This is a genomic window from Jilunia laotingensis, from assembly GCF_014385165.1.
GTDB lineage: Bacteria > Bacteroidota > Bacteroidia > Bacteroidales > Bacteroidaceae > Bacteroides > Bacteroides laotingensis.
In genome coordinates this window covers 1267930-1284936 of sequence record NZ_JACRTF010000001.1, presented here as the reverse complement: position 1 = coordinate 1284936, position 17007 = coordinate 1267930, and the positions used below count along the sequence as shown (strand labels likewise).

Here is a 17007-nt window from a genome sequence, read left to right as displayed (position 1 = left end):
TAAGTATACTATTATGAAACTCAAATATTTTTGTTTATCACTGTTATTGGGAAGCAGCCTTACATTTACCGGCTGTACTTCCTGGCTTGACGAAGATGTATATTCTCAATTAGGCAATGGTACGGTAGCCAATTCGTCCAATGCGATTGAACGTGTGCTTTTTGAAGCGTACCGTAATGCTCAGTTCCATGGGAACTTCGGTGGCAATATCGAATATCATGAAGAGTGGACTTGCGACCAGTTCTGGGAAACGGGTGGTGCGGTTAACAATCACGCATCAGTCATGTTGCAGTTCACTTGGGATGCTTCTTATCCCGATCATGCAGTGAATTTGTGGAATCAATGCTATCGTTCTATTCGTAACTGTAACCTTGTTTTGGAACTGATCGACGGTTCAACTTTGCCGGATGATGAAAAAACACGTATAAAGTCGGAGGCTCGTTTTATCCGTGCCATCGTTTATTATAAGTTGTATATGCGTAGCGGTGGTGTTCCTTTGCGATTGAAATCGGAGGGAGAACAGGCTTTGGCAAGAGCTACCGATGAAGAGATGAAGACTTTTATCGAAACAGAACTTTCGGAAGTCGCTCCATTGCTACCCGATAGGGGGGAATTGTCCAGCTATCAATACGGACGCGCTACCCGCGGTGCTGCTTATGGTTTCTTATGTAAGTTCTATCTGAATACAAAACAGTGGGCTAAGTGCGCACAAGCTGCTCAGGAAGTAATGGATCTTGAATTTGGTTATGAATTATGGCCGGATTACAATACGCTGTTTACGGTAGACAATAAGATGACTAATAAGGAATTTATCTGGGCATTTACTTGCAGTACTCAGGCTGACGGTTGTGAAATAATCAATGGTTGGTTCCCGGCCGACTTCAAGAGGGTTCAGACCAATACGGCAGTTGGTGAGATCGTGTTTACAAGCAATATGAGAAACTGGGCTCGTATGGACCGTATCTATGATTCGTTCTATAATTCTTTCGATCCGAAAGATAAGCGTAAGGATTTGATCATCACTGAATACGAAAATACAAAAGGAAACACTGTTTCGTTGTTGAACGATAATAATACTCGTATGTTCAAGTATGTTCCCGATCCGAATGCAGTGGAAAATGCGCATGGCAATGACATTCCTGTCATCCGTTATGCCGATATTCTCCTCTCACGTGCGGAAGCGTTGAACGAATTGAATGGTCCTACACAGGATATCTTCGACAACCTGATTCAACCTGTCAGAGATAGAGCCGGATTAACAGACAAACTGTATGCTTCGGACTTTACGAAAGAGACTTTGCGTGACTTCTTGCTGAAAGAAAGAGGTTGGGAGTTCTACGGTGAGAATCTTCGCAGACAAGATTTGCTTCGCCATGGTAAGTTCATCGAGCAAGCAAAAGAAAGACAAAAGATTGGCAAGCCGTTTGAAATCAAGGCAATCATTGATGATCATTTCAAACTGTTCCCGATTCCCCAGACTGAAATCGATGCTAATCCACTTTGTGAACAGAATCCTGGATATTAATATTGGCTGAGTAGCGCAATTTAATATAAAATTTAGAACCGGATCTCATATCAAAGAGAGGTCCGGTTCTTTTTGTTTTCATATTAGAGCTATTAGTTTAGACTTGTTACTTACGATGAATCTATTACTTTAAAAGGAATGAAGAAATACTACAGAAGACAAGAATAGCCGATTGAGAAGGAAGTTTCTCATTGGGGGGATGATAAGCACATCCACATTTTCAGAAATCCTTGCTTTCTTCCTTGCGGATGCAGGAAGGGAAAAGAAGGAGAAGGAAAGCAAAAGACAGAAGCGGAAAATAGGTGTGTCTTCCCATGATAGTCCTGTTTTAAGGTGTGTTGTAGAGAGAGTGGACACATCCCGGCTTTGAACGTCAGATGTCAGAGCCGGGGTGTGTGGATTTCCGGATTACCGTCTTACCAGATGGACTTCACGGCTTCTACTTCCAGGTTTTTAACCTCTATGCGGTTTCCCCAGAAGTGGAATCCTTCCTTGTTGTCTTCGTAAGGGCGGCGTTCCATGGAATAAGAGTACAGGCCTCCGTCGATAAATACCTCAATGGTAGTGCGGTCGATATAAATATCAGCGGAAAGTTCCATGCTTGTAGGATCTTGCGGGGAGTAAAAATGCCCGTTGATCAGATTGGAATTCATGTCATAGCCGATGATACGTTGTCCGAATAGGTTAAAGCCTGCGTCTGTGGCATGGGATAGCTTAAAGGTGGTTTTAATCCGGAGGCAATCGGCATCATAGAATTCTTTTAGTTTTTGGTTGGCTTCGTCCGAAGTCAAGGAGTGCCATTTGCGAATGGGCTGGAAGAGTTGTTCAGTCTCTTTTACAGGTACACTGACCAGGCGGATTCCATCTTTCGTGGTACGTAGCGTCAATTCTGTCGGGAGCATCATCATTCCGTTGAACGGCATTCCGGGATGGGAAACTCTTCCCCAGCCGATCTGAATCCGGCGACCATCGGAGGCAGGAATATTCGTGATGGTTTGTGCGGCATAAATGCTTCCCGTGGTATAGCAATACTTCCCAGCTTCGGGTTTGAACACTTTACCGTCAAATGAGCCGATCATGTATGTGCCTGATGCACCGTACATCACCCATTTCGTGTTGTCTTTATTACCGTCCACCGCTAGTTCGAACAGTTCGGGACATTCCCAGAAGCCTGTTACATGGCTTTCGTATTTCCAGTCTTTCAGGTTGCCGGATGTATATATGGAGTGCCCGTCACGTTCGTTCAGTACCAATACCCAGTGCTTGGACGGTGCATACCAGAAGACTTTCGGATCGCGCGTATCCCCGCTGTTCCATTTTTCCTTTGAATCGATCACCGGATTATGGGCATATTTGGTAAAGGTACGTCCGTTGTCGAGACTGTAAGCGATTCCTTGTACTTGCCTGTCGGGGCTGGCAGCCGTGAAAGCTGCTACCATGGCCGGTGTCTTGCCTTTGTTAAATCCTGCTGTGTTGTCATAATCGATAACAGCGGACCCGGAGAACATCGTTCCCAGATGATCGGGGTACAAAGCGTCCGGCAGCTCCTCCCAGTGTACGAGGTCTTTGCTGACAGCATGTCCCCAATGCATGTTTTCCCAATCTCTTTCGAAAGGATTGTGTTGATAGAACAGGTGGTATTCTCCGTCATGGTATATGAGTCCGTTGGGGTCGTTGATCCATCCTCTGCGGGTGGTGAAGTGGAATTGCGGGCGATTTTTCTCTTTATACAGACTGTCTTGTCCGGCTATCTCATCCGCCTGATAAATCTGGCTCAGTCCTTTTTCATTCCCCTCATAAGTGATCTTGACCGTTTTTCCCTTATAGGCGGACATATCCTTGAATACCCAGTAATCTGCTTTGTCTGGTGCCAGACGAACTACTACGGACAGTTTGTCTTTTCCATCCGCTTCGAAGGTCATCCTGCCTCTCTCCTGTTGGTGGGAGATAGGGAAGTTGAGGTATCTCTTCGTTATTTTGAAAGAGACGTCTCCTGCAAACAAGGTAATGTTTGCGAATAAAAGAATACCAATAGTTAATGTCGCTTTACTTAATGCTTTCATGATTTATTTTAGTTGGTTAATAAAACTTCTTGCACAAAGTTAAGCGGTTATTTTTATCCGTGATATAACAGACGATACAAATGTTATAAAATTGGATACATTATTTCCATTTATACATCCCTTTTGCTTGTTGAAGGGAGGAAAGCCATTTTATTCTATTTGGAGGGAGAAGGGTGCCGCAATTTTTTTCCGACATTTTTATATATGTATAATTGGCGTTTATGTTTTGTTTATTAACTTTGCAATCTCTTTAGAGAGCAGCTCTATTGTATCTAAAGAGATTTTTAATTATATAGTTAGAAGCGTTTACGATATTATTCTTGTCAAGGAAATCGCCAATTTCAAAAGAGACACGAGAATAATAGGCAACAAAACGCTCATGCTCGCTGTATATCTACAAATATATAGTTGGGCGTGGGCTGTTGTCTTATTATTTGTGTTTCGGGTGTTTGGCGATACCTCTTGACAGATAATAGCAACAGTTCCCACGCTTTTCTGTTAAAGTAACGAACCGAATAGGGAATGATCGGTTGAGGGATATACAAACATGAATAAGTTTTTTTATGCTGTCTCCAGCATGGCTTTCTGCATTCTTCTTTGTACTTCGTGTGCATCAACCAGACGTATCACTTACCTGCAAGTAGAACCTGGTGCGGTAAATGATACGGTGATTTCTTCTAATTTTGATGTGAAGATCATGCCGAAAGATCTTTTGACTATTTCGGTTAGCACTTCAGATCCGGAAGCATCCATACCTTTCAACCTGATTATACCTTCTGTTCAAACGAATAATACGACCAATCTATTGTCGCAACCTACCCTACAGAATTATTTGGTGAGTAGCCGTGGAGAAATTGTGTTTCCTGTGCTGGGAATACTGAAAATTGCTGGATTGACTACTCAACAGGCTTCTGATATGATTGTCAAGAGGCTGAAAACTTATCTGAAAGAAACTCCCATCGTTACCGTCCGTCTGGTAAATTATAAAATATCCGTCATCGGTGAAGTGAATCGTCCCAATGTATATACCGTCGATAATGAAAAGGTAAGCATCCTCGAAGCCATTGCGATGGCGGGAGACTTGACGATCTATGGAAAACGGGATAATGTGAAGATCATTCGTGAGGATGAGTATGCGCACAGGCATATCATTTCTATGAACCTGAATGACGCTAATCTCATTTATTCGCCTTATTTCTACCTGAAACAAAATGATATTGTCTATGTGGAACCCAATCGGGCAAAGAGGCAAAGTGCTAATATCGGTTCTTCCACCAGTTTATTGGTATCGGCTACGTCGATACTCATTTCTCTTGCCGGTCTTATTGTGAATATACTTCGTTGAATGCTTATTAAAAAATGATAGAATGGAAACAAGAAAGGATGAATCTATGCAAGAACAGGAAATAGACCTGATCGAACTATTTTACAAATTACTCATTCATTGGAAATGGTTCGCTGTAACAGTTCCTTTTGCGCTATTTATTGCACTGATTTATGTCAATTTATCTATTCCTATTTATAAGGCATCCGCTTCGATTATCATTAAGGATTCCGATACTAAAGACAAAATGCTGGATGAACTGTTTTCAACCAACAGCCCGGCCCTCTCTGCTGCGGGCACTCAAATGGAGGATGAGATGGAGATTATGCGTTCGCGTTCCATACTTTCACAGGTAGTGGATGAACTGAACCTGCATACTATTTATAAAGTGAAAAAAGGAGGCAGATACTTGGAAGAGGTCTATTGCCCGTTGCGAGCCACTCTCGATAAGGAAGCCATGGATACGCTATCAAGTACTTTGTCGATAGAGATAGAGGGAACAGTATCCGGATTCGAAGTCCGTTCCGAACAGGCGAACAAACAGCAAACAACTACTTTTACCGGATTCCCGGCTTTTATCGATACTCCAGCGGGTAGGCTTACTTTACGTTGTCTATCAGATGAAGAGTTTCCGGAGGAAATGGAAATTTCTATCCTCTGTTTGCCGGATGCCGTACGGGCTTGTTCCAGTAAGCTGACGGTGGCAACTACCTCCAAAAAGACATCTATCATTGGTTTGTCTTATACCGATATTGACAAAAGAAGAGCTGAGGCGTTTTTGTCGAAGTTGATTGAAGTATACAATCGGGATGCTTTGGCGGATAAGAATAAAGTGGCTGGAAACACGCTGGTGTTTATTGAGGAGAGATTGGATAGTATCAGTGGAGAGCTTGGTTTTGTAGAGAAACATATGGAGCAATACAAGGTACAGGAGCGGGTGAGCGATATAAAAACGAATATGGCACTTGATTTGAGTACTAATAATGAGTATGAGAAGAAACTGCTGGAAGTGGAAACTCAGTTAAATATGACGAATTCTATTTATAATTATGTAGAGAATAGTAAGCATTCATATTCTTTGTTACCGGTCAATACGGGGATTTCCGATACGGGATTGCTGAAGCTGATTGATGAGTACAACAAAGAACTTCTGGAACGCGAGCGGTTGCTGTATGCTATGAAAGATAATAATCCAGCGATTATCAATCAGAATATTAAGATAGATGTCTTGAAAAGAAATGTGGTCAGTGCTTTGGCAGGTGTGAGAGAAGGTCTGCTCATTGAGCGGAATGATATCATGCAGAAAACGAATTATTTTAATTCCAGAATCATGAGTATACCTAAACAAGAAAGAGAATTTAATAATATCAATCGGCAACAGCAGATTAAAGCTAACCTCTACCTCATGTTACTGGAGCGGAAAGAACAAGCAGCTATCTCGTTGGCAGCTACCATCAACAAGGCTCGGATCATTGATGCTGCATTGGCAGAAGATGTTCCGGTTTCTCCCAAACGTAAGGTGATTTATGTGGGTGCGGCTTTTTGGGCACTTTGTCTTACTGCGGGATTTATTTTTTTGAAGGATGCTTTCCGTACAAAGATAGGATCTGCCTCGGAAGTAGAAAAGACCCAACTGCCTATTATGGGGATGATACCGCAGATATCTGAGTCAGAAAAACAGGTGATGGAAGGTCGCAATAATATACTGGACGAAGCTTTCAGGAGAACACGAACCAATTTGCGTTTTATAACCGAAAGCGAAGAAAAGAGATGTATTCTGGTTACTTCTACTGTAAGTGGAGATGGCAAAAGTTTTGTGAGTATCAATCTGGCATTGACATTTGCGTTTATGGGTTGTAAAGTGCTTCTTGTCGGACTGGATCTTCGCAAACCGAGATTGGCTGAATATTTCGGATTGAATACGAAACAAGGCATGTCCTATTATTTGTCGGGCAATGAAACTCAATTGGACAATCTGATCCTGCCGTCCGGTCTACATCCTCTCCTGTCTGTGGCTCCGGCCGGACCTATTCCACCCAATCCTGCCGAACTTCTTGAGACAGATAAGTTGAAAGAGGCTTTTGTTTATTTTCGTGAGCATTTCGATTATGTGATTGTTGATTCGGCTCCTGTAGGAATGGTTAGTGATAGCTTGTGTCTGGGTAGAGTGACGGATTTCACATTGTTCGTTTGTCGGATGAATTGTACTCCGAAAAGTGCCTTGTCATTGGCTGTTGACTTAGATGTATCGGAGCAGATCAATAGTGTTTCTTTTATTATAAATGGATGTAAGGTTTCCGACAAAAAATACAGCTATGGTTACGGCTATGGATATAGCTATGGTTCTGGAAATACAAAATAATAAATACCGCCATTACCACCCAGAGTTTGATATAAGGAAATACTCATTACTCGTTGGGAATACGCTAAATGCTTGTGTGGCCAGTCTGTGTGCCATCGGATGAGATCAGGTGCTTGGTTTGTGTGGTATTTTTCAAAACCACCATTTTCTCTTTTTCTTTGTAGCACTACCGATTATCCATTTATCCGGATTTGTGGAATCGCTCTTCCCAATAATTGTTTGGTAGATTGTTCCCCAATCCGGAAGACCTCCAAAATTCCGATCATCGATAAAGATATCAGCTTTTATTTTTCTTGAATAATGCTCGTGATCTGCTTTCTCTTCAGGATAGTTTCTGTTGATCGCATAGAATTCGATCCCTCTTTTTTTGCACCAGTCAATAGCTTCCTCAAGTCGCTCTTTTTCGCGGACTGTCCATAAAATCAGGTAATGTTTCTCTTTCTGGAGAAGCTTTAGTGTTTCAATTGCAAATGGAATCTCTTTGCCTATACGAGGATAACAATCTTCTACGATGGTACCATCAAAATCTACTGCTATAACCATGCTTTGTATTCTACTTTATACAAATGTAATTAAAACGAACAGATAAACAAAGATTGTTGTTCGAAATGTTGAATATTTCTTCATTGATAGTTCTTCTCAAAGTAAATGGCTTCATCCTGTCTGGTAACTAAGCATTAGAAACTCATTTATTGTTTATCGTATTCCTCTGAAATAAAATAGTTTGTTTATCTTTGTCTGTCATAAATAAACCATAAAATAATAACCGATGAAAAGACATCTATTTTATCTGCCTGCCGTGGCCGCTCTCGCAGCTTGCGGCAGTAGCAATGAGGAAGCTCCCCAACGACCGAATGTGATTGTGATTCTTGCCGACGACCTTGGCTTTGGGGATGTAAGTGCTTACGGTTCCACTACTATCCATACTCCGAATATCGATAGTCTTGCCCATGGAGGCGTTTGTTTCAACAATGGTTATGCCACTTCGGCAACTTCTACGCCGAGCCGTTATGCCTTGATGACCGGAATGTATCCGTGGAAAAACAAGGATGCCAAAATCCTCCCGGGAGATGCTCCCCTCATTATCGGGGAAAACGAGTATACGCTTCCTAAGTTTATGCAGAAAGCGGGCTATCGTACAGGAGCCATCGGTAAATGGCATCTGGGCATGGGAAGTGGAAATGTGAACTGGAACGAGACCATCAAACCGGGTGCTAAGGAGATCGGATTTGATTATTCCTGCCTGATAGCTGCGACGAACGACCGCGTGCCGACCGTATATGTGGAAGATGGCAATGTAGTTGGTCTGGAGAAGGACGATCCGATCGAAGTGAGTTATGAACATAATTTCGAAGGAGAGCCGACCGCTTTGGATCATCCCGAAATGTTGAAAATGCAGTGGGCGCACGGACACCATAACTCTATTGTAAACGGTATTCCCCGCATCGGATTCATGAAGGGCGGGCAGAAGGCACGCTGGGTCGATGAGGACATGGCGGATTACTTTGTAGGCAAAGTGAAGAACTTTCTGGTTGAAAACAAGGACAATCCTTTCTTCCTTTATTATGGTTTGCATGAGCCGCACGTACCTCGTGCCCCTCACAGCCGTTTTGTAGGTTCTACGTCCATGGGACCCCGCGGTGATGCTGTCGTTGAGGCGGACTGGTGCGTTGGTCAGTTGATGGCTGAGTTGAAGGAACTGGGCTTGTTGGAGAATACGATGGTTATTTTTACGAGTGACAATGGTCCGGTTCTGAATGATGGTTATAAGGACGGCGCTCCCGAACTCGCTGGTGATCATAAGCCGGCAGGTGGACTTCGTGGCGGTAAGTATAGCTTGTTCGACGGTGGAACGCACATTCCTTTGTTTGTTTACTGGAAGGGAAAAATACAGCCTGTTGTTTCTAATGCTTTGGTTTGCCAGATGGACTTGTTTGCTTCTCTTGCCAAATTGATTGACCAACCGTTGGAACAGACGCTCGACAGCCAGGAATTGCTTGCCACTTTCATGGGTGAAAGTCAGAAAGGACGTGAAGATTTGGTTATCGAAGCTCAGGGTAAAATGGGGCTTCGCATGGGCGATTGGGTCATGTTACCTCCCTACAAAGGTCCGCAACGTAATGAAACCGGTAATGAATTGGGGAATATGCCTGAATTTACTCTGTATAACGTAACCAACGATCGTCAGCAGACTGAGAATCAAGCTGTGAACAATCCCGAACAACTTGAAAAAATGAAGGAACGTTTCTTTGACTTGACCAAAGGCTATTACAAGGCTGAAGTAGAAGAAGTGGAACTGAAATAAAACCCTATAAACAGAATTTTATGAAACTGATTAATTGGATGCTTGTAGGCTGTAGCTTGGCTATGGCTTCTTGTGCCCCACAGAAAGAGCAACAGCAAATCACCTTTGCCGACCCGACCATTGCCTGTTTTGACGGCATGTATTATATGTACGGAACCGAACCCAAGCCGCAGACGGGAATTCCTGTGTTGCAGTCGGCCGATCTGAAGACGTGGGAAGTACCTGCGGGAACATTGAAAGATGGGCACGCCCTTGAAGGGGGAGTGTCTGCATACGGAACCAAGGGTTTCTGGGCTCCGCAGGTAGTTGAGCATAACGGGAAGTATTACATGATTTATACTGCTAATGAGAATATTGCCGTTGCCAAGAGCGAACGCCCTATCGGTCCTTTCGTGCAAGATAGCGTAGCTGCCCTGAAGTCGGATGTGAATCAGATCGATCCATTCCTTCTCTTCGATACGGACGGCAAGATGTATCTGTATCATGTGAGGCTGCATGAAGGAAATTCTATCTGGGTAGCTGAATTTAAAGAAGATATGAGTGGTATTAAAGAAGAGACATTAACGCAATGTATCACTGCTACCGAACCTTGGGAGGATACACAGACTTTTGAATCGGCTCCGGTGATCGAAGGGCCGACAGTGGTGAAGCGTGACGGAATTTATTATCTGCTCTATTCTGCCAATCATTTTGCTTCTAAGGATTATGCGGTAGGCTATGCCACTTCCACTTCTCCTTACGGACCGTGGAAGAAACCTGACGGAAATCCTATCATCAGTAAGGAAAACATTCATCAGAACGGTACCGGGCATGGCGATCTGTTCCGCGATGCCAAAGGGGATTGGAAGTATGTATTCCATGTGCATAATAGTGATACCGCCATACATCCCCGCCGTACGTTGATGGTCGATGTAGAGTTTGCTCCCGATCAGGCTTCCGGTGAAGAGATCATACGGATAAAACCTGAAACCGTGGTTGTTCCTGTAATGAAACCTGCAGCTTCCAACTAAAGCTGCTTTCAAGATTCATCTTCCGTCCTTTTTGGTAAATCTATCCATGCTTAGATTTCGAAAAGGGCGGAAGATGCTGTTTCTTAGCCGTTCGGCTTTTCTATTCAGAGTCTTTTCTTCTTACCGATAATGATAATCAGGGATATCTTTCACAGAGATTACCTCTATTTCTACTATGATATAAACCTGTGAATATCAATACTTATACTCTTTATTATCTTTCAACTGGGTAATAGCTTTCCATTCGGTGAAATATAGCCATTCAATACTTTGAAAAGCAGATTCTTACAGGTGAAATATACTAATCGTATTAGAAAAACATGGGGATGTTGTATATCAAAACATCCCCATGTTTTGTACTAAGACATCCGGATGTTCTTAAGTAGGACATGGGGATGTTCTTGAATTTTGATCTTAATGTTCCATTTCTGCGAAATAGACCATCTTTCAATTGTCTATTGATGATTGGACACTCGGTTATTAATACTTTATTGTTCGTTTTCTATAAGTCAATATTTATTTCCTTTATTATAGTTCATTTTGTGGCGAAGGGTAAGATAAGTGATCTTTTTTAAGGGAAGTCGTATGTAATCACTTTCATTGTGTTATTCGTTTAGATGAAGTGAATCCGGAGTAAAGATGTGCCTTATACAGATAAAGAAAGGAAGAATTCACCTACAGATTCCCGATAGAGTGGTCTTGTCTGTATTTAAGTTTCGTAAAGATGGCATATTTTAGAAAGTACTGTTAGAGAGGGATTCTGAAGTTCTATTATTATCTATTTTCAGTGCGACGAATGGCGTTTGTTGTAGCATGTCTGGCTCTTCGGAGGTTGTTGCTCTTTGCAATTATCATTTTGCTAATAAAAAAGCTCCGTTTACCTCGAATGGCAAACGGAGCATGCTGTAAATAGATTTATACCTAAAACTATTTCACAATTCCTCGTTCAGAGTTTTTAACGAACTTGACAATGTTCTCTATTTCTTCACTCATAGGAACCTGGTCTACTATTTTCTGTACGGCATCTGTAACGCTGAAATTGCCTTGATAAATCAGACGATAAGCATTGGCGATGTGGCGCAGAATTCTCTCTGATGTCTTTTTATGCTGGGTCAACACTACTGCATTTACCCCATGATAGGTGGTCGGATTACCAGACATGATGATGTATGGAGGCACGTCTTTAGAGATGCGGCATCCACTTTGTATGAGTGTCCAGCTACCTACATGGCAATATTGATGCAGTATGACATTGCCGCTCAATATGGCACAATCATCCAAGGTGCATTCGCCTGCTATGGTAGTCTCGATACCCACTACGCAATTGTCTCCTATCTGCACATCGTGGCAGATATGCACCTTATCCATCAGAAAATTACCATTGCCGATCTTTGTTGCATTTTCTGAAAATGTGGCACGGCTGATAACTACATTCTCTCGTATGTGGTTGTTGTCACCAATGATCAGGTTGCTGTCCTCACCGGAATAATGGAAGTCCTGAGGTTCGGCACCCAATACGGCATGATGGTGAATGTGGTTACCTTTACCCATTCGTGTGCCTTTCAATACGCTGGCATAAGCCATGATTATACAGTCATCCCCGATTTCGACATCTTTTTCAATATAAGCGAAAGGTTGGATGGTAACGTTTTTACCAATCTTTGCTTCGGGATCTACGTAAGCTAATGGACTAATCATGATATTTTCGATTTATTCCCTATGGTGATGATCTCTACCGGATCATCACACATAAGTACGTTAACGATTTTACTATTGAAACACATTCACTTAGTTCTCTCTGCCTCCGCCTAAAGCACTGTAAAGGCTGACTATGGCCTGCATGCTGTCAAACTGGTCGGAAACCTGTGACAAGCGTGCGCTGAGCAGGGACTGTTCTGCAGACAATACTTCAAGATAAGTTGAATTACCCAACTGGAACAACTCCTTCGTATACTCGGAAGCTTTCTCTGCCGACTCTACCTGTAACTTGCGGGCAGAAGCCTTTTCGGAGGTTGTCTGATATTTTGATAGCGCGTTGCTGACTTCACTGCCTGCATTGAGAAGAGATTGCTGGAAAGCGAGTTTTGCCTCTTCCTGTTGCGCCTTAGCTATCTTCAGACGAGCTATGTTTGCCCCCCTGTAGAACAAAGGCTGGGTCAGTGAACCGATTGCTGATGCCAAGAGTTTGCCCGGGTTGACAATCACGCTACCTGCACTGTTTGTCCATCCGGCAGACCCGCTGAGAGTAATCTGCGGATAAAAAGCTGCACGGGCTTGGTTGGCGTTGTAATATGTGCTTGCCAGCGACATCTCGGCTGCTTTTACGTCCGGACGGTTGGACAATAATTGTAACGGAACACCTACGGAGAATTCGGTAGGCAATTGTTGACCGGCCAATGTGCTACGTTTGATGGCTTGCGGAGCTTGACGGAGCAACATGCAAAGTGCGTTTTCTGTTTCACGAATACTCTGACGGATAGCAGGGATGGAAGCTAGTACTTGTGCATAAGCGGCCTCACTTTGAGCGACTGCGGCTGCATTCGTCATGGCAGCATCTTTCATGGCACGCATGGTTTCCACATTGCGCTTCATGATGTCAGCGGTCTCTTCGGTAATGATCTGTTGCTGGTCGAGCATCAACAGTGTATAGTAGGTGTTGGCGATACCTGATATGATCTGTGTCTGTACCGCTTGACGATAGGCTTTGGTCTGTAACAAGGTCACTTGTGCCCCTCGTTTTTCATTCAGCAGTTTACCGAACAGGTCGATCTCCCAGCTTGCCGTGACGGGTAGTGAATAGGTTTTCGTTGCAGCACTTTTGTCGAAGCTGCTGATCGTTCCTTGCGGTGATAAAGCCAGCATGGGTGCATAAGCCAGCCGGGAAGTAGTTAATGCAGCTTTGGCCTCTTCTACTTTCAGAATTGCGGTCTGGAGGTCAGTATTATTGGCCAGCCCCTGTTCGATAAGCGCTTGTAACTGTGGGTCGGTGAAAACCTCTCTCCATGGCAGGTTGCCGAAATTAGCGGTGTCCGAGGCAAGCGTATCACCGGTAGACAGTGTGTCTCGATACAAGCCGGCTGTTTGTATATCGTCGGGTCTGTCATACGATTTATAGATGTGGCAACTACTCAGAAGAGCAGTTGCACACAACATGCATATAATTTGTTTTTTCATTCTTACAGTTTTTAGTAGTTAGGGCTCTGATTCCTAATCTTATTTAGCATATTGTTCTATTTCCGTTTCAGCATCAGAGTTGTCGATATCATCCCATTCCATCGGCTTGATCTTCTCTTGCAGATATTGGAAGATAACGAACAAGGCCGGTACTATGAAGATCTGGCAGATCATGCCTATGAACATACCACCTACGGCAGCTGTACCCAAGGCACGGTTACCATTAGCACCTACGCCCATAGCCAGCATCAACGGAATCAGTCCGACAACCATGGCGAGCGAGGTCATCAAGATAGGACGCAGACGGGCTCCGGCTCCCAAAACGGCAGCCCAAGTGATACTCATACCCATTCTGCGGCGGTCGAGGGCAAACTCTACGATCAAGATGGCATTCTTAGCCAAAAGTCCCATCAACATGATCAAAGCGATCTGTACATAGATGTTGTTCGTGGCTGCTCCCAAAATAGGAAGTATGTTATTCGCAAATCCCATCAGGTGCAGGAAGATGAAGCTACCTGCCAGACCGAATGGAATAGAAAGCAATACGGCCAACGGCAGAATGTAACTTTCGTATTGGGCACTTAGCAAAAGGTATACGAATACGAAGCAGAGAATGAAGATCATAGCCGTCGTGCTACCACTTGAACTTTGCTCTTCACGAGTCATACCGGAGAACTCAAAACCATAACCGGTAGGCAGGCTTTGTTCGGCTACCTCCTGCATCGCTTGGATGGCTTCACCGGAGCTGTAGCCATCAGCAGGCGAGCCGTTGATCGTCATGGCGGTAAACATGTTGAAACGTTTGATGTTGTCCGGTCCGTAGATACGTTTCATGGTCATGAACTGGGTGATAGGTGCCATTTCGTTACCATTGCGCACTTTGACGGAATTCAATGATTCAAGGTTGGCACGGCTGTTCGGGTCGGCTTGAATCATAACACGGTATAACTTTCCGAAGCGGTTGAAGTTGGACGAATACAAACCACCATAATATCCCTGCAAGGTCGTCAGAATGTCGTTCGGTGAAAGACCTGCTTTCTTACAGGCCGCTGCATCGATATCGATCATGTACTGCGGGAAGTTCGGGTTAAAGGATGTCTGGGCAGACTGAATTTCGGGACGTGCCTGTAACTTGGTGATAAAGTCTTGGGCAACTTCGTAGAATTTGTCCAGACTACCACCGGTCTTGTCCTGCAAGTTTAGCTCGAAACCGTTGGAAACACTGTAACCGGGGATCATAGGAGGTGCGAACAGTAGTACGCGGGCATCCTTGATCACTTCGCGCGCTTTGAGGTAAAGCATACCCGATACGAAGTCGGAGCGTTGTTTGATGCTACGTTCTTCCCAAGGTTTCAGCTTACAGATGAACGAACCGTAACTCGGTCCTTGTCCGGCAAGGAAGCTGTAACCCACAATCATGGTACGGGTGTCGATAGCCGGATCTGAGCCGAGCAGGCTGTCAATGCGTTCCATTGCTTCTGTGGTGCGCTCCATGGAGCTTCCCGGTGGCATATCCACTACCGCCATGATCGTACCGGTATCTTCGTTGGGAACCAAACCGGTCGGGGTAACATTCATCAGGAACAGCAGCAAGGCAATACCGATTATCACACTTCCAATGGTCAGCCACGGCCTATGAATGAAACGTAGGGTGCCTTTTTTGTATTTCTTCAGCAGATTGTCGTAATAGACATTGAATGCAGTATGGAAACGACTGACGAAAGTCGATTTCTTCTTTTCGTCTTCTTTGTGAGGTTTCAACAGGATGGCGCAAAGTGCCGGGGTCAATGTCAATGCATTGACAGCGGACAGACCGATTGCAATCGCCATTGTCAAACCGAACTGACGATAGAATGTACCGGAAGTACCAGTCATGAAACTTACAGGGATAAACACGGACATCATCACCAGAGTAATAGATACGATGGCACCGCCCAACTCATTCATCGCATCGATGGATGCCAACCGGGAAGATTTATAACCTTGGTCGAGCTTGGCGTGTACACCTTCGACGACCACAATGGCATCATCGACCACAATGGCAATGGCAAGCACCATGGCACAAAGCGTAAGCAAGTTGATACTAAACCCGATGATGTAGAGGACGAAGAACGTACCGATCAAAGCTACCGGGATGGCGATAGCTGGAATTAAGGTAGAACGGAAGTCCTGCAGGAAGATGTATACTACAATAAACACAAGCACGAATGCTTCGAGCAGCGTCTTGATAACTTCGTGGATTGAAGCAAAGAGGAAGTCGTTGGCATTCTGTGAGATATTGACTTTGACACCCGGAGGGAATGTCTCGCTGGATTTATCCAAAAGCTTTTCGATGTCTTTGATAATCTGTGTCGCATTAGAACCTGCCGTTTGGAAGATGATACAGGTTACACCCGGATGACCGTTGACTTTGTTGGTAAAGCCATAGGTCAAACGTCCCAATTCGACATCCGCAATGTCTTTCAGTCGTAAGACTTGTCCGTCACTGGTCGCGCGGATCACGATATTTTCGAATTCGGTTTGATCCTGCAGGCGACCTTTGTATCTCAATGTGTACTGGAACGTTTGGTTCCCCTGTTCACCGAATGAACCCGGTGCGGCTTCTATGTTCTGTTCCGACAGGGCAACCGATACATCGGTAGGCATCAGATGGTATTGAGCCATTTTATCGGGTTTCAGCCAAATACGCATAGAATAGTCGGCACCCAGCACCATGGCATCACCTACACCCGGTACACGTTGTACTTCCGGAATTACGTTGATCTTGGCGTAGTTCTCAAGAAATTCGTTGTCATATTTGTTGTCCGAACTATAGAGGGAGAATACCAGCAACATACTGGTTTGGCGTTTGGAAGTGATGACGCCTACTTTGGTTACTTCGGCCGGTAAGAAACCTTGTGCTTTGGCTACGCGGTTCTGTACGTTTACGGCAGCCATATCAGGGTCGGTGCCTTGTTTGAAATATACATCGATACGGGCTTCACCTGTATTGGTGGCGGTAGATGTCATGTACATCATGTTCTCCACACCATTGATCTGCTCTTCCAATGGAGCAATCACACTATTCAGCACAGTTTGTGCATTGGCTCCCTGGTAAGTGGTGGAGACGCTTACCGTTGGCGGTGCAATGTCCGGATACTGGGAGATAGGGAGCGAGAGCAATCCCAATACACCCAATATAACTATTACGATGGAGATCACCGTAGATAGTACCGGGCGGTTAATAAATCTATCTAACTTCATA

Annotated in this window: 10 protein-coding genes; 5 read left to right on the top strand and 5 right to left on the bottom strand. The window is 44.2% G+C overall.

The features are described 5' to 3' along the window. Positions 1-13: 13 nt before the first annotated feature. On the top strand, positions 14-1525 hold the full coding sequence (locus H8744_RS05030) for a RagB/SusD family nutrient uptake outer membrane protein (protein ID WP_262433787.1): 1512 nt from the start codon (positions 14-16) through the stop codon (positions 1523-1525). A 416-nt stretch (positions 1526-1941) separates the two neighbouring features. On the opposite strand, the gene H8744_RS05025 is transcribed toward H8744_RS05030, so the two are convergent. Then, positions 1942-3588, bottom strand: a complete 1647-nt coding sequence (locus tag H8744_RS05025; RefSeq protein ID WP_262433786.1) for a glycoside hydrolase family 32 protein — start codon at positions 3586-3588, stop codon at positions 1942-1944. 547 nt (positions 3589-4135) lie between these two features. On the opposite strand from H8744_RS05025, the gene H8744_RS05020 reads away from it, so the two are divergent. Then, on the top strand, positions 4136-4933 hold the full coding sequence (locus H8744_RS05020) for a polysaccharide biosynthesis/export family protein (RefSeq protein WP_262433785.1): 798 nt from the start codon (positions 4136-4138) through the stop codon (positions 4931-4933). A 22-nt stretch (positions 4934-4955) separates the two neighbouring features. Further along, positions 4956-7274 carry a GumC family protein gene (locus tag H8744_RS05015; RefSeq protein WP_262433784.1) on the top strand — a complete coding sequence of 773 codons (2319 nt, stop codon included), beginning with the start codon at positions 4956-4958 and terminating at the stop codon, positions 7272-7274. Between the two features lie 132 nt (positions 7275-7406). Here the strand turns inward: H8744_RS05015 and H8744_RS05010 are convergent, their stop codons facing one another. Then, positions 7407-7817 (bottom strand): BT0820 family HAD-type phosphatase, encoded by a 411-nt coding sequence (locus tag H8744_RS05010; RefSeq protein ID WP_262433783.1) that lies wholly within the window; start codon positions 7815-7817, stop codon positions 7407-7409. 226 nt (positions 7818-8043) lie between these two features. On the opposite strand from H8744_RS05010, the gene H8744_RS05005 reads away from it, so the two are divergent. Continuing rightward, a complete protein-coding gene (locus H8744_RS05005) occupies positions 8044-9579 on the top strand; it encodes a sulfatase-like hydrolase/transferase (protein WP_262433782.1) in 1536 nt (511 codons plus the stop codon). A 20-nt stretch (positions 9580-9599) separates the two neighbouring features. Then, the gene (locus H8744_RS05000; RefSeq protein WP_262433781.1) at positions 9600-10589 is read left to right on the top strand and encodes a glycoside hydrolase family 43 protein; all 990 of its coding nucleotides are present in this window, start codon (positions 9600-9602) and stop codon (positions 10587-10589) included. Positions 10590-11516: 927 nt separating this feature from the next. On the opposite strand, the gene lpxA is transcribed toward H8744_RS05000, so the two are convergent. The 3 genes from lpxA to H8744_RS04985 form a co-directional block, all read right to left on the bottom strand. After that, complete coding sequence (lpxA, locus tag H8744_RS04995; RefSeq protein ID WP_262433780.1) at positions 11517-12287, bottom strand: acyl-ACP--UDP-N-acetylglucosamine O-acyltransferase; 771 nt, start codon at positions 12285-12287, stop codon at positions 11517-11519. A gap of 90 nt (positions 12288-12377) precedes the next feature. Then, complete coding sequence (locus H8744_RS04990; RefSeq protein WP_262433779.1) at positions 12378-13763, bottom strand: TolC family protein; 1386 nt, start codon at positions 13761-13763, stop codon at positions 12378-12380. A gap of 39 nt (positions 13764-13802) precedes the next feature. Next, complete coding sequence (locus H8744_RS04985) at positions 13803-17006, bottom strand: efflux RND transporter permease subunit (RefSeq protein ID WP_262433778.1); 3204 nt, start codon at positions 17004-17006, stop codon at positions 13803-13805. Between the last annotated feature and the right edge of the window lies 1 nt (position 17007).